A 13,223-nucleotide genomic window follows, 5' to 3' on the forward strand; every position below is an offset into this window, starting at 1 on the left:
TCTTACTTCTCCTTCTTGGCGCCGTAGCGGCTGCGAGCCTGCTTACGGTTCTTGACGCCCTGCGTGTCGAGGGAGCCGCGGATGATCTTGTAGCGAACACCCGGCAGGTCCTTCACACGACCGCCGCGCACGAGCACGATGGAGTGCTCCTGCAGGTTGTGGCCCTCACCCGGAATGTAAGCGGTGACCTCGATGCCGGAGGTCAGACGCACACGCGCGACCTTACGGAGCGCCGAGTTCGGCTTCTTCGGGGTGGTCGTGAAAACACGCGTGCAGACGCCGCGACGCTGGGGCGAACCCTCGAGCGCGGGCGTCTTGTTCTTCTCGACCTTGTCCTGCCGGCCCTTTCGGACCAGCTGCTGGATCGTAGGCACCGTTTCTCCGGTTTCTGTGTGCCGATCACGATAAAACTAACCTGGGGCTACGCACCGACCCACGCGGTCGGGTGTGTCGAAAGCTGCAGACCCCCGCCGGAGGCGGAATGATGCAGAATTCGGTGTCTTGACCGTTACGGTCCGAGCATCTCGCACGGTCTAACGGCACGCACGAGAGCCCAGGGACACCCCAGGCACAAGGTCAGAGCGTACCTAGCGCATGGGCTGCGGTCAAAACAAATGCACACGCGGGGGACGCCCCGATGCGCAGCATATGTCGCACGGCGGCCCCCACTCCCCTGCCCTGACAAGGGTCGACGCCCCCGCGGCGGAACCGGCCGGCCGCCGGGCGCCCGAACGAGTGAGAGCGACGACACGCCGCAGGGCGGCCACCCCGGTGTGGGGTGACCGCCCTGCGGCGCTCGACTTGCGACCTACTGGTTGTACGGACCGTAGTCGTAGTCCTCCAGCGGGACCGCCTGGCCGGAGCCGGTGCCGAAGGGCGAGTAGTCGATGTCGTCGTAGCCGACGGCCGAGTACATCGCGGCCTTGGCCTCCTCGGTGGGCTCCACCCGGATGTTGCGGTAACGGGCCAGGCCCGTACCCGCCGGGATGAGCTTACCGATGATGACGTTCTCCTTGAGGCCGATCAGGGAGTCCGACTTGGCGTTGATCGCCGCGTCGGTCAGGACCCTGGTCGTCTCCTGGAAGGACGCCGCCGACAGCCACGACTCGGTGGCGAGCGAGGCCTTGGTGATACCCATCAGCTGCGGACGGCCGGAGGCGGGGTGACCGCCCTCGGTGACCACACGGCGGTTCTCACCCTCGAAGCGCGAGCGCTCCACGAGCTCGCCCGGCAGCAGCTCCGCGTCGCCGGACTCGATGATCGTCACGCGGCGCAGCATCTGCCGGATGATGATCTCGATGTGCTTGTCGTGGATCGACACACCCTGCGAGTTGTAGACCTTCTGGACCTCGCCGACCAGGTGGACCTGGACGGCGCGCTGGCCGAGGATGCGCAGGACGTCGTGCGGGTTAGTGGCACCCACGGTGAGCTTCTGGCCCACCTCGACGTGCTCGCCCTCGCTGACCAGCAGACGGGCACGCTTGGAGATCGGGAACGCCGTCTCCTCGCTGCCGTCGTCCGGAGTGACGACGATCTTCTTGGTCTTCTCGGTCTCCTCGATGCGGATGCGGCCGGCCGCCTCCGAGATCGGGGCGACACCCTTGGGCGTACGAGCCTCGAAGAGCTCGACGACACGGGGCAGACCCTGGGTGATGTCGTCACCGGCCACACCACCGGTGTGGAAGGTACGCATCGTCAGCTGGGTACCGGGCTCACCGATCGACTGGGCCGCGATGATGCCGACGGCCTCACCGATGTCGACCAGCTTGCCGGTGGCCAGCGAGCGGCCGTAGCAGAAGGCACAGGTGCCGACCGCGGACTCGCAGGTCAGGACCGAGCGGGTCTTGACCGTCTCCACGCCGTGCGCGACGAGCTGCTCGATGAGCACGTCACCGAGGTCGACGTTGGCCGGCGCGATGACCTTGCCGTCGATGACGACGTCCTCGGCCAGCATGCGGGCGTAGACGCTCGTCTCGACGTCGTTGGTCTTGCGCAGGACACCGTCGGCGCCCTTGGTCGCGATCGCCAGCTTGAGGCCGCGCTCGGTGCCGCAGTCCTCCTCGCGGATGATCACGTCCTGCGAGACGTCCACCAGACGACGGGTCAGGTAACCCGAGTCGGCGGTACGCAGGGCGGTGTCCGCGAGACCCTTACGGGCACCGTGGGTGGAGATGAAGTACTCCAGCACGGTGAGACCCTCACGGAACGACGCCTTAATGGGTCGCGGGATGGTCTCGTTCTTCGCGTTCGACACCAGACCACGCATACCGGCGATCTGTCGCATCTGCATCATGTTTCCTCGGGCACCCGAGTCAACCATCATGAAGATGGGGTTCGTCTTGGGGAAGTTCGCGTTCATCGCCTCGGCAACCTCGTTGGTCGCCTTGGTCCAGATCGCGATGAGCTCCTGCGTGCGCTCGTCCTTGGTGATCAGACCGCGCTCGTACTGCTTCTGGACCTTCTCGTCCTGCGCCTCGTAGCCCTTGACGATCTCCTTCTTCGCCTCGGGAACGACGACGTCGGAGATGGCCACGGTGACGCCGGAACGGGTCGCCCAGTGGAAGCCCGCCGCCTTCAGGTTGTCGAGCGTCGCCGCCACGATGACCTTGGGGTAGCGCTCGGCCAGGTCGTTGACGATCTCGGAGAGCTGCTTCTTGCCCACCGAGTAGTCGACGAACGGGTAGTCCTCGGGCAGCAGCTCGTTGAAGAGCGCGCGGCCCAGGGTGGTGCGCAGCCGGAAGCTGTCACCCTGCTGCCACTCCGGCTCGCCCTCTTCGCGCACCGGCGGGGTCCAGCCACGCGGCGGGACGGTGCCGATCGGGAAGCGGATGTCGACCTTCGCCTGGAGCGAGAGCTCCTTGGCGTCGAACGCCATGATCGCCTCGGCGGTGGAGCCGAAGGACCGGCCCTCGCCGATGACCTTGCGCTCTTCCTCGTCGGTGGTGAGGAAGAACAGGCCCAGCACCATGTCCTGGGTCGGCATGGTGACGGGACGACCGTCGGCCGGCTTCAGGATGTTGTTCGAGGACAGCATCAGGATGCGGGCCTCGGCCTGCGCCTCCGCGGAGAGCGGCAGGTGGACGGCCATCTGGTCACCGTCGAAGTCCGCGTTGAACGCGGTGCAGACGAGCGGGTGGATCTGGATGGCCTTGCCCTCGACCAGCTGCGGCTCGAAGGCCTGGATGCCGAGGCGGTGCAGCGTGGGCGCACGGTTCAGGAGAACCGGGTGCTCGGCGATGACCTCTTCGAGCACGTCGTAGACGACCGTGCGGCCGCGCTCGACCATGCGCTTCGCCGACTTGATGTTCTGCGCGTGGTTCAGGTCGACCAGGCGCTTCATCACGAACGGCTTGAAGAGCTCCAGCGCCATGGCCTTGGGCAGACCGCACTGGTGCAGCTTCAGCTGCGGGCCGACGACGATGACGGAACGCGCGGAGTAGTCCACACGCTTACCGAGCAGGTTCTGACGGAAACGACCCTGCTTGCCCTTGAGCATGTCGCTCAGGGACTTCAGCGGGCGGTTGCCCGGACCGGTGACCGGACGGCCACGGCGGCCGTTGTCGAACAGCGCGTCGACGGCCTCCTGCAGCATCCGCTTCTCGTTGTTCACGATGATCTCGGGGGCACCGAGGTCAAGGAGACGCTTGAGGCGGTTGTTGCGGTTGATCACGCGGCGGTACAGGTCGTTCAGGTCGGAGGTCGCGAAGCGGCCACCGTCCAGCTGCACCATCGGACGCAGGTCCGGCGGGATCACGGGGATGCAGTCGAGCACCATGCCGCTGGGGCTGTTGCGCGTCTGCAGGAAGGCGGAGACGACCTTGAGGCGCTTGAGCGCACGGGTCTTCTTCTGGCCCTTGCCGGTCCGGATGATCTCGCGGAGGCGCTCGGCCTCCTCGTCGAGGTCGAAGGACTCCAGGCGCTTCTGCAGCGCGGCGGCGCCCATCGCACCCATGAAGTAGGTGCCGAAGCGGTCGCGCAGCTCGCGGTAGAGCAGCTCGTCGCCCTCGAGGTCCTGGACCTTGAGGTTCTTGAAGCGGCTCCACACCTCGTCGAGGCGGTCGATCTCGCGCTGCGCACGGTCGCGCAGCTGCTTCATCTCACGCTCGGCGCCCTCGCGCACCTTGCGGCGCACGTCGGCCTTGGCACCCTCGGCCTCCAGCTCGGCCAGGTCGGCCTCGAGCTTCTTGGCGCGGGCCTCCAGGTCGGCGTCGCGGCGCTGCTCGATCTGCTGGCGCTCGACGGAGACGTGCGCCTCCAGCGAGGGCAGGTCGCGCGTGCGGCGCTCCTCGTCCACCCACGTGATCATGTAGGCGGCGAAGTAGATGACCTTCTCGAGGTCCTTCGGGGCGAGGTCGAGCAGGTAGCCCAGCCGCGACGGAACGCCCTTGAAGTACCAGATGTGGGTGACGGGAGCGGCAAGCTCGATGTGGCCCATCCGCTCACGGCGCACCTTGGCACGCGTGACCTCGACGCCACAGCGCTCACAGATGATGCCCTTGAAGCGGACACGCTTGTACTTACCGCAGTAGCACTCCCAGTCCCGGGTCGGACCGAAGATCTTCTCGCAGAAGAGTCCGTCCTTTTCGGGCTTGAGGGTGCGGTAGTTGATGGTCTCCGGCTTCTTGACCTCGCCGTGGGACCAGGTTCGGATGTCGTCCGCGGTCGCCAGGCCGATCCGCAGCTCGTCGAAGAAGTTGACGTCGAGCACTGTTCGTCAATCCCTCTTTCAGGGTCGTGTCTTCATCATGGTCTGGGGGTCCCGGGGAGGCCGGGGCGCTACGAGAGCGCCCCGGCCAGACCCGTCAGACCTCTTCGACGCTGCTCGGCTCGCGCCGGGACAGGTCGATACCGAGCTCCTCCGCTGCGCGGAAGACGTCCTCGTCCGTGTCACGCATCTCGATGGACATGCCGTCCGAGGAGAGCACCTCCACATTGAGGCAGAGCGACTGCATTTCCTTGATGAGCACCTTGAAGGACTCGGGAATGCCGGGCTCAGGGATGTTCTCGCCCTTGACGATCGCCTCGTAGACCTTCACGCGGCCGGTCACGTCGTCGGACTTGATCGTCAGCAGCTCCTGGAGGGCGTAGGCGGCGCCGTATGCCTCCAGCGCCCACACCTCCATCTCACCGAAGCGCTGACCACCGAACTGAGCCTTACCACCCAGCGGCTGCTGGGTGATCATGGAGTACGGGCCGGTCGAACGGGCGTGGAGCTTGTCGTCGACCAGGTGGTGGAGCTTGAGGATGTACATGTACCCGACGGAGATCGGGTCCGGGAACGGCTCGCCGGAGCGGCCGTCGAACATCCGGGCCTTGCCGGAGGGCAGGACCAGGCGGTCACCGTCGCGGTTGGGGATCGTGGACTCGAAGAGACCGGCGATCTCGTCCTCGCGGGCGCCGTCGAAGACCGGGGTCGCGACGTTGGTGCCGGCGGCGACCTCGTCGGCGCCGATCGCCTGCAGACGCTTCATCCAGTCCTCGTCGCCCTCGACCTTCCAGCCGCGGCTGGCGAGCCAGCCGAGGTGGATCTCGAGGACCTGTCCCGGGTTCATTCGGGACGGGACACCGAGCGGGTTGAGGATGATGTCGACCGGGGTGCCGTCCTCGAGGAACGGCATGTCCTCGACCGGAAGGATCTTGGAGATGACACCCTTGTTGCCGTGACGGCCGGCGAGCTTGTCACCATCGGTGATCTTGCGCTTCTGCGCGACGTAGACGCGGACCAGCTGGTTCACGCCCGGCGGCAGCTCGTCGCCCTCTTCGCGGTCGAAGACGCGGACGCCGATGACCTTGCCGATCTCACCGTGCGGGACCTTCAGCGAGGTGTCACGGACCTCACGGGCCTTCTCACCGAAGATCGCACGGAGCAGACGCTCCTCGGGGGTCAGCTCGGTCTCGCCCTTGGGCGTGACCTTGCCGACGAGGATGTCGCCGGCGACGACCTCGGCACCGATGCGGATGATGCCGCGCTCGTCGAGGTCGGCGAGGACCTCCTCGGAGACGTTCGGGATGTCCCGGGTGATCTCCTCCGGGCCGAGCTTGGTGTCACGGGCGTCGACCTCGTGCTCCTCGATGTGGATCGAGGAGAGGACGTCGTCCTGCACGAGGCGCTGCGACAGGATGATCGCGTCCTCGTAGTTGTGGCCTTCCCACGGCATGAACGCCACGAGGAGGTTCTTGCCGAGCGCCATCTCGCCCTCGTCCGTGGACGGGCCGTCGGCGAGCACCTGACCGGTGCTGACGCGAGCGCCCTCGTCCACGACGACCTTCTGGTTGAAGGACGTGCCCTGGTTCGAGCGGGAGAACTTGGCGACGCGGTACGTGTTGTACGTGCCGTCGTCGTTGGCGACCGTGACGTAGTCCGCGGAGACCTCCTGGACCACACCGTCCTTCTCGGCCTTGATGACGTCACCGGCGTCGACCGCGCAGCGGTACTCCATGCCGGTGCCGACCAGCGGGGCCTCCGCCTTGATCAGCGGCACGGCCTGGCGCATCATGTTCGATCCCATGAGCGCGCGGTTGGCGTCGTCGTGCTCCAGGAAGGGGATCATCGCGGTCGCGACGGACACCATCTGGCGCGGGGAGACGTCCATGTAGTCGACGTCGTCGCCGGCGATGTAGTCGATCTCGCCGCCACGGCGGCGGACCAGCACGCGCGCCTCGGCGAAACGCATGTCCTCGGAGAGGGCGGCGTTCGCCTGGGCGATGACGAAGCGGTCTTCCTCGTCGGCAGTCAGGTAATCGACGTCGTCGGTGACCCGGCCGTCGACGACCTTGCGGTACGGGGTCTCGACGAAACCGAACGCGTTGACGCGGCCGTAGGACGCGAGCGAGCCGATCAGACCGATGTTCGGGCCTTCGGGGGTCTCGATCGGGCACATGCGGCCGTAGTGCGACGGGTGAACGTCTCGGACCTCGAAGCCGGCCCGCTCACGGGAGAGACCACCGGGGCCCAGCGCGGACAGACGGCGCTTGTGGGTCAGGCCCGACAGCGGGTTCGTCTGGTCCATGAACTGGGACAGCTGGCTGGTGCCGAAGAACTCCTTGATGGAGGCGACGACCGGCCGGATGTTGATCAGGGTCTGCGGCGTGATCGCCTCGACGTCCTGGGTGGTCATCCGCTCGCGGACGACGCGCTCCATACGAGCCAGACCCGTGCGGACCTGGTTCTGGATGAGCTCGCCGACGTTGCGCAGACGACGGTTGCCGAAGTGGTCGATGTCGTCGGTCTCGACGACGATCGAGGTGCCGTTCTCGCCGACCGTCTCCAGCTCACCGGCGTGCAGCTTGACCAGGTACTTGATCGTCGCGATGACGTCGTCGACGGTCAGCACACCGGCGTCGAGGGGGGCGTCCGCGCCGAGCTTCTTGTTCACCTTGTAGCGGCCGACCTTGGCGAGGTCGTAGCGCTTGGGGTTGAAGTAGAGGTTCTCGAGCAGCGTCTGCGCAGCCTCGCGCGTCGGCGGCTCGCCCGGACGCAGCTTGCGGTAGATGTCGAGCAGCGCGTCGTCCTGGCCCTGGGTGTGGTCCTTCTCCAGGGTGGCGCGCATGGACTCGTACTCGCCGAACTCCTCGAGGATCTGCTCGGTCGTCCAACCGAGAGCCTTGAGCAGAACGGTGACCGACTGCTTGCGCTTGCGGTCGATGCGGACACCGACCATGTCGCGCTTGTCGACCTCCATCTCCAGCCAGGCACCCCGGGACGGGATGATCTTGGCGGTGAAGATGTCCTTGTCGGACGTCTTGTCGATGTTGGAGTCGAAGTAGACGCCCGGCGAGCGGACCAGCTGCGAGACGACGACACGCTCGGTGCCGTTGATGCAGAAGGTGCCCTTGTTGGTCATGAGCGGGAAGTCGCCCATGAAGACCGTCTGCGACTTGATCTCGCCGGTCTCGTTGTTGGTGAACTCAGCGGTGACGAAGAGCGGGGCCGCGTACGTGAAGTCGCGCTCCTTGCACTCGTCGATGGAGTTCTTCGGCGGCTCGAAGCGGTGGTCGCGGAAGGTCAGCGACATCGACCCGGAGAAGTCCTCGATCGGGGAGATCTCTTCGAAGATCTCCTCCAGACCGGACTTCGTGGGGACGTCCTGACCACTGTCCAGCGCAGCCTCGACGCGAGCCTTCCAGGCGGCATTGCCGAGCAGCCAGTCGAAGCTCTCGGTCTGCAGCGCAAGGAGGTTCGGAACCTCGAGGGGCTCCTTGATCTTCGCAAAAGAGATGCGCAGCGGGGCGGTGCTGGCGCCGTTGTTCGTATTGGCAGTCGAGGCGTTGCGCGAGGCGGCCAAGAGGGGGTCCTTCCGAGGGCTCGGACTCACTACGCGCGTACCGGCCCCACTCCGTGCATACGAGAGAAATCCCAGCTCAGCGGGTTTCCATCAGCAGTGCTCGACAGTGGGCATGCCCCTGGTGACGGGCAGGGAGCAGCTAACAGGCAGCGCAAAGGGTCAGTGTAGCCACTTGGCCCACTGATGTCCAGAGCGGATTTCCGGAGACCGGTGCGATACCAATCTCTCCCTCCGGGATCCTGTTGTTCCTCATGCCTGGAGCAAGGCTTCCCTCTTCGCCGGCGATCCATGCCTCGGCTGCGGATCGATGTGGCGACGCGTCCTGAGAATTGCGCGCGGCGTGCCGTTCGTCAAGGCCCTGGGCCTCCGGACGCCTTCTGTGGCTCCTGTGCGACGGTCTCCCGACGAGCACCGCCGACAACAGCGATGATCACCATACTCGCCCGTGGGCCCGGGGCAAGGCAACCGTCGCGGGAACGCCCAAGGGCGACCACCCGCATGGGTGATCGCCCTTGAAACGTACTGCGGAGAGTCAGCGGACTCCGAAGGTCACTTGACCTCGACGGAGGCGCCGGCGCCCTTGAGGGCCTCGGCGGCCTTCTCCGCGGCGTCCTTCGCGACCTTCTCGAGGACCGGCTTCGGGGTGCCGTCGACGAGGTCCTTGGCCTCCTTCAGACCCAGGGAGGTCAGCTCGCGCACGACCTTGATGACCTGGATCTTCTTGTCACCGGCGGCGGTGAGGATGACGTCGAACTCGTCCTGCTCCTCGACGGCCTCGGCGGCGCCACCAGCGGCACCACCGGCGGCGGCCACGGCGACCGGGGCGGCAGCGGTGACGTCGAACTTCTCCTCGAAGGCCTTCACGAACTCCGCGAGCTCGATGAGGGTCATCGTCTCGAACTGACCGAGCAGCTCGTCCTGGGTGAGCTTCGCCATGATGGCGGTCCTTCCACTAATTCGGCTGGTGCCGGATGTACATTTCGGCGGGCGTACTACGGGCCCGCTGCGACCGTGACGGACGCGAGGTCACACGCTTGCGCGTGATTACTCGGCAGCCTCGGCCTCGACGGGAGCCGGCGTACCGGCACCGCCCTGCTCGACCTTGCTGCGAAGCGCCTCCGCGGTGCGGACGAACTTCGACGGGAGCGCCTGGAGGAGCGCGGCAGTCTGGGACTGCTTGCCCTTCATGGCACCCGCCAGCTTGGCGAGCAGAACCTCGCGGGACTCGAGGTCCGCAAGCTTCTTGATCTCATCGGCGGACAGCGCCTTGCCGTCAAGGACACCGCCCTTGATGATCAGGTTGGGGTTCTCCTTGGCGAAGTCACGAAGACCCTTCGCCGACTCCACCGGGTCACCGGTGACGAAGGCAACCGCCGTCGGACCAGTGAAGTGGTCGTCCAGCGAAGTGATCCCGGCCTCGTTGGCCGCAATCTTGGTCAGCGTGTTCTTCACCACGGCGTACTGGGCGTTCTCACCGAGCGAACGACGCAGCTCCTTGAGCTGCGCCACGGTGAGACCGCGGTACTCGGTCAGCACGGCGGCGTTCGAGCTGCGGAACTTGTCCGTCAGCTCGGCAACCGCGGCAGACTTGTCGGGCCTCGCCATGAGCCTCGGCCTCCTTCCGGGTGATTCGGACCGCATAGACACGCGAAGGGACCTGGGCAAAACGAAACGCCCCGGCGCGGGCGCTCGGGGCGTGTACTCGACCGCTCGGACCAGGGGTCCTCACGGGAGTTCAACCTCAAATCACCTGCGCAGGTCGCCCGCAGCTAGCGGATCCTTCGGCCACCACACCTTCTTGCGAAGGCACAGCAACGACCAGCGGTCTTTGGCTTCTGGCTCAAGGTACGTGAGGGGTGCGCTTCGATGCAAATCGCCCGGGGCGCGCCGCTCAGCGGCCGTTTCCGGGCCGTGGCTCCCCGGGGCGGCCCGGCGGTCCGGGCGGCCCGCAGAGCGGCACCCAAGGCTCCTGCGGGCCCGCGAAAAAGCCGGGCCCCGCACCCCCCGGAGGGGATGCGGGGCCCGGCCCGTGACGCTGACTCGCTACGAGAGGTCGATCAGACCGTCTCGTCCTCGACGAGGAGGTTGCGGGTGCGGTTGGAGTCCAGCGGGATGCTGGGGCCCATCGTCGTGGTCATGGCCGCCTTCTTGATGTAGCGGCCCTTCGCGGCGGAGGGCTTGAGACGGGTGATCTCCTCCAGCGCCGCAGCGTAGTTCTCGACCAGCTTGACCTCATCGAACGACACCTTGCCGATGATGAAGTGCAGGTTCGAGTGCTTGTCGACGCGGAACTCGATCTTGCCGCCCTTGATGTCCGTGACAGCCTTCGCCACGTCCGGGGTGACCGTGCCGGTCTTCGGGTTCGGCATCAGACCACGCGGACCGAGCACGCGGCCGAGGCGGCCGACCTTGCCCATGAGGTCCGGGGTGGCGACGACGGCGTCGAAGTCCAGACGGCCCTTCGCGACCTCGTCGATCAGTTCGTCGGAGCCGACGATGTCGGCGCCCGCGGCCTCCGCGGCCGCAGCACGGTCACCGGTCGCGAAGACCAGGACCCGGGCGGTCTTACCGGTGCCGTGCGGAAGGTTCACGGTGCCACGGACCATCTGGTCGGCCTTGCGCGGGTCGACGCCCAGACGCATGGCAACCTCGACGGTCGCGTCGAACTTGGTGGCGGAGGTCTCCTTGGCGAGACGGACGGCCTCGAGGGGGGCGTACAGGCGCTCCGCCTCGACCTTGGCGTCCGCAGCGCGGAGAGTCTTGCTGCGCTTCACTGCTTCTCCTCAGTTTTGGAGTCGTGGTGCGGACCAGCGCTGGTCCTTCCACGGTGGTGCGAAGGGGGCTGATCAGCCTTCGACGGTGATGCCCATAGAACGAGCGGTACCGGCGATGATCTTCTCGGCGGCGTCCAGGTCGTTCGCGTTCAGGTCGGGCATCTTCGTGGTGGCGATGTCACGAACCTGGTCGCGGGTGATCTTGGCGACCTTCTTGGTGTGCGGCTCGCCGGAGCCCTTCTCCACACCAGCGGCCTTGAGGATCAGCTTCGCGGCCGGCGGGGTCTTGGTGACGAAGGTGAAGGAGCGGTCTTCGTAGACCGTGATCTCCACCGGCACGACCATGCCACGCTGCGACTCGGTCGCGGCGTTGTAGGCCTTGCAGAACTCCATGATGTTCACGCCGTGCTGGCCCAGCGCGGGGCCGACCGGCGGGGCCGGGTTCGCGGCACCGGCGCTGATCTGGAGCTTGATAAGCCCCGTGATCTTCTTCTTCTTGGGAGGCATTGCTCTCTCCGGGTCCTAGTGAGAGTTTTTTGCCGGCGCACAGTGCGCGCAGGCATACCGCACCACGATAACGGGTAACATGCTGCGGCCAAAAACCGAGCAGGTCAGACAGGCTGCAAGCAGCCGGTCTGACCTGTTCGGAGGCGTGTGTCCGGAAGAAGCTAGTTCTTCTGGATCTGGTCGAAGCTGAGCTCGACCGGGGTCTCGCGACCGAAGATCTCGACGAGGCCCTTGACCTTCTTCGAGTCGGCGTTGATCTCGTTGATCGTGGCCTGGAGGGTCGCGAAGGGGCCGTCCGTGACGGTGACCGAGTCGCCCACCTCGAAGTCCAGCACCTGGACCTCGACCTTGCGGGACGGAGCCGGCTTGCCCTCGGCCTCGGCGGCCTCGCGGGCGGCCTTCTCCTCGGCCTCCGGGGCGAGCATCTTGACGATCTCGTCCAGGGTCAGCGGGTAGGGGTCGTAGGCGTTGCCCACGAAGCCGGTGACGCCGGGGGTGTTGCGGACGACGCCCCAGGACTCGTTCGTCAGGTCCATGCGCACCAGGACGTAGCCCGGGAGCTTGTTCTGGCGGACGGTCTTGCGCTCGCCGTTCTTGATCTGCGCGACCTCTTCCTGCGGCACCTCGGCCTGGAAGATGAAGTCCTCGACGTTGAGCGAGACGGCGCGCTGCTCGAGGTTGGTCTTCACGCGGTTCTCGTAACCCGCGTAGGTGTGGATGACGTACCACTCGCCCGGCAGACCGCGGAGCTCCTCGCGGAGAGCGGCGACCGGGTCGACCGGAGCCTGCTCCTCGGCCTCGGCGAGGGGCTCGGCGTCGGCCTCGTCGGCGGCGTCGGCAGCCTCGGACTCGTCGTCCTCGGTGTGGAGGGCGGCGTCCTCGGCGGGCTCACCCGCGGCGGCGTCCTCGGCGTCGAGCTCGTCGGCGCCGTCGGCGTTCTCGACGATCTCCTGCGGGGTGTCGTCGCCCTCGACCTCGGCCGAGACAGCCGCGTCCACGTCGGCCTCTGCAGCCGCGACCGGCTCGGCGGCTTCGTTCAGGTTCGGGTCAGACACGTGGCTGCTTCTTCCTGGCTTCAAGGGGTGGAACGTGCGAAGGGGCGGCTCTCCGAAAAGCAGCCGCCCTACGCGCGGGTTCAGCCGAATACGTACTTGACGGCGTTGGAGAACCCATAGTCAATCACGGTGACCAGGCCAATGACGATGACGACAAAGACGATCACCACGGTGGTGTACGTCGACAGCTGGCCGCGCGTGGGCCAGACGACCTTGCGAAGCTCGGCGACGATCTGGCGATAGAAGAGCGCGAGGCGGCCGAAAGGCCCCTTCTTTCCGCGCTTCCCGCCACGGCGGCCCTTCTTGGTGGCCACCTCGTCCTCGGGACGACCGCTCTCAGGCGTCGCGGTGGAGCCAAGGGCTTCCGTCACTACGTCCTCACCTGAATCCGGGTCGTGAGCCGTGCCGCGCCCGGTTGAGCCGCACGGCGGTGCATTTCAGTACGTACGCATGCACGCACCCAGGAAACGATGCGTGTAGCAGGGCCGAAGGGACTTGAACCCCCAACCGCTGGTTTTGGAGACCAGTGCTCTACCAATTGAGCTACGACCCTTTGTGGTTCCCCCAACGTACCGCATCCGTCCGGACGCACGGTGTGCGCG

Annotated in this window: 9 protein-coding genes and 1 tRNA gene; all 10 read right to left on the reverse strand. The window is 66.5% G+C overall.

Going from position 1 to position 13,223, the window contains the following annotated elements:
• Positions 1 to 2: 2 nt before the first annotated feature.
• Complete coding sequence (gene rpsL, locus ABZ951_RS19695) at positions 3 to 374, reverse strand: 30S ribosomal protein S12 (RefSeq protein ID WP_003948652.1); 372 nt, start codon at positions 372 to 374, stop codon at positions 3 to 5.
• A 434-nt stretch (positions 375 to 808) separates the two neighbouring features.
• Positions 809 to 4,708: a DNA-directed RNA polymerase subunit beta' gene (locus ABZ951_RS19700; protein WP_344090689.1), complete on the reverse strand. Its 3,900-nt coding sequence runs from the start codon at positions 4,706 to 4,708 to the stop codon at positions 809 to 811.
• A gap of 94 nt (positions 4,709 to 4,802) precedes the next feature.
• On the reverse strand, positions 4,803 to 8,285 hold the full coding sequence (gene rpoB / locus ABZ951_RS19705) for a DNA-directed RNA polymerase subunit beta (protein ID WP_344090687.1): 3,483 nt from the start codon (positions 8,283 to 8,285) through the stop codon (positions 4,803 to 4,805).
• 549 nt (positions 8,286 to 8,834) lie between these two features.
• Positions 8,835 to 9,221 carry a 50S ribosomal protein L7/L12 gene (gene rplL, locus ABZ951_RS19710; protein ID WP_344090685.1) on the reverse strand — a complete coding sequence of 129 codons (387 nt, stop codon included), beginning with the start codon at positions 9,219 to 9,221 and terminating at the stop codon, positions 8,835 to 8,837.
• A gap of 108 nt (positions 9,222 to 9,329) precedes the next feature.
• Positions 9,330 to 9,890 carry a 50S ribosomal protein L10 gene (rplJ, locus tag ABZ951_RS19715; RefSeq protein WP_344090683.1) on the reverse strand — a complete coding sequence of 187 codons (561 nt, stop codon included), beginning with the start codon at positions 9,888 to 9,890 and terminating at the stop codon, positions 9,330 to 9,332.
• A gap of 452 nt (positions 9,891 to 10,342) precedes the next feature.
• On the reverse strand, positions 10,343 to 11,059 hold the full coding sequence (gene rplA / locus ABZ951_RS19720) for a 50S ribosomal protein L1 (RefSeq protein ID WP_344090681.1): 717 nt from the start codon (positions 11,057 to 11,059) through the stop codon (positions 10,343 to 10,345).
• 72 nt (positions 11,060 to 11,131) lie between these two features.
• Positions 11,132 to 11,566 carry a 50S ribosomal protein L11 gene (rplK, locus tag ABZ951_RS19725; protein ID WP_344090679.1) on the reverse strand — a complete coding sequence of 145 codons (435 nt, stop codon included), beginning with the start codon at positions 11,564 to 11,566 and terminating at the stop codon, positions 11,132 to 11,134.
• Between the two features lie 161 nt (positions 11,567 to 11,727).
• The gene (gene nusG / locus ABZ951_RS19730) at positions 11,728 to 12,621 is read right to left on the reverse strand and encodes a transcription termination/antitermination protein NusG (protein WP_344090677.1); all 894 of its coding nucleotides are present in this window, start codon (positions 12,619 to 12,621) and stop codon (positions 11,728 to 11,730) included.
• A gap of 80 nt (positions 12,622 to 12,701) precedes the next feature.
• Positions 12,702 to 12,992 carry a preprotein translocase subunit SecE gene (secE, locus tag ABZ951_RS19735; protein ID WP_087927551.1) on the reverse strand — a complete coding sequence of 97 codons (291 nt, stop codon included), beginning with the start codon at positions 12,990 to 12,992 and terminating at the stop codon, positions 12,702 to 12,704.
• 109 nt (positions 12,993 to 13,101) lie between these two features.
• Positions 13,102 to 13,174 (reverse strand) — tRNA-Trp (locus ABZ951_RS19740).
• Positions 13,175 to 13,223 lie beyond the last annotated feature (49 nt).

This window comes from Streptomyces sp. NPDC046215 (genome assembly GCF_040646215.1).
Classification (GTDB): domain Bacteria; phylum Actinomycetota; class Actinomycetes; order Streptomycetales; family Streptomycetaceae; genus Streptomyces; species Streptomyces stramineus.

What these genes read in the sequence shown, in the direction of transcription:
- rplL (WP_344090685.1), bottom strand. Translation starts at nt 9,221, where the DNA reads ATGGCGAAGCTCACCCAGGACGAGCTGCTCGGTCAGTTCGAGACGATG.
- rplJ (WP_344090683.1), bottom strand. Translation starts at nt 9,890, where the DNA reads ATGGCGAGGCCCGACAAGTCTGCCGCGGTTGCCGAGCTGACGGACAAG.
- rplK (WP_344090679.1), bottom strand. Translation starts at nt 11,566, where the DNA reads ATGCCTCCCAAGAAGAAGAAGATCACGGGGCTTATCAAGCTCCAGATC.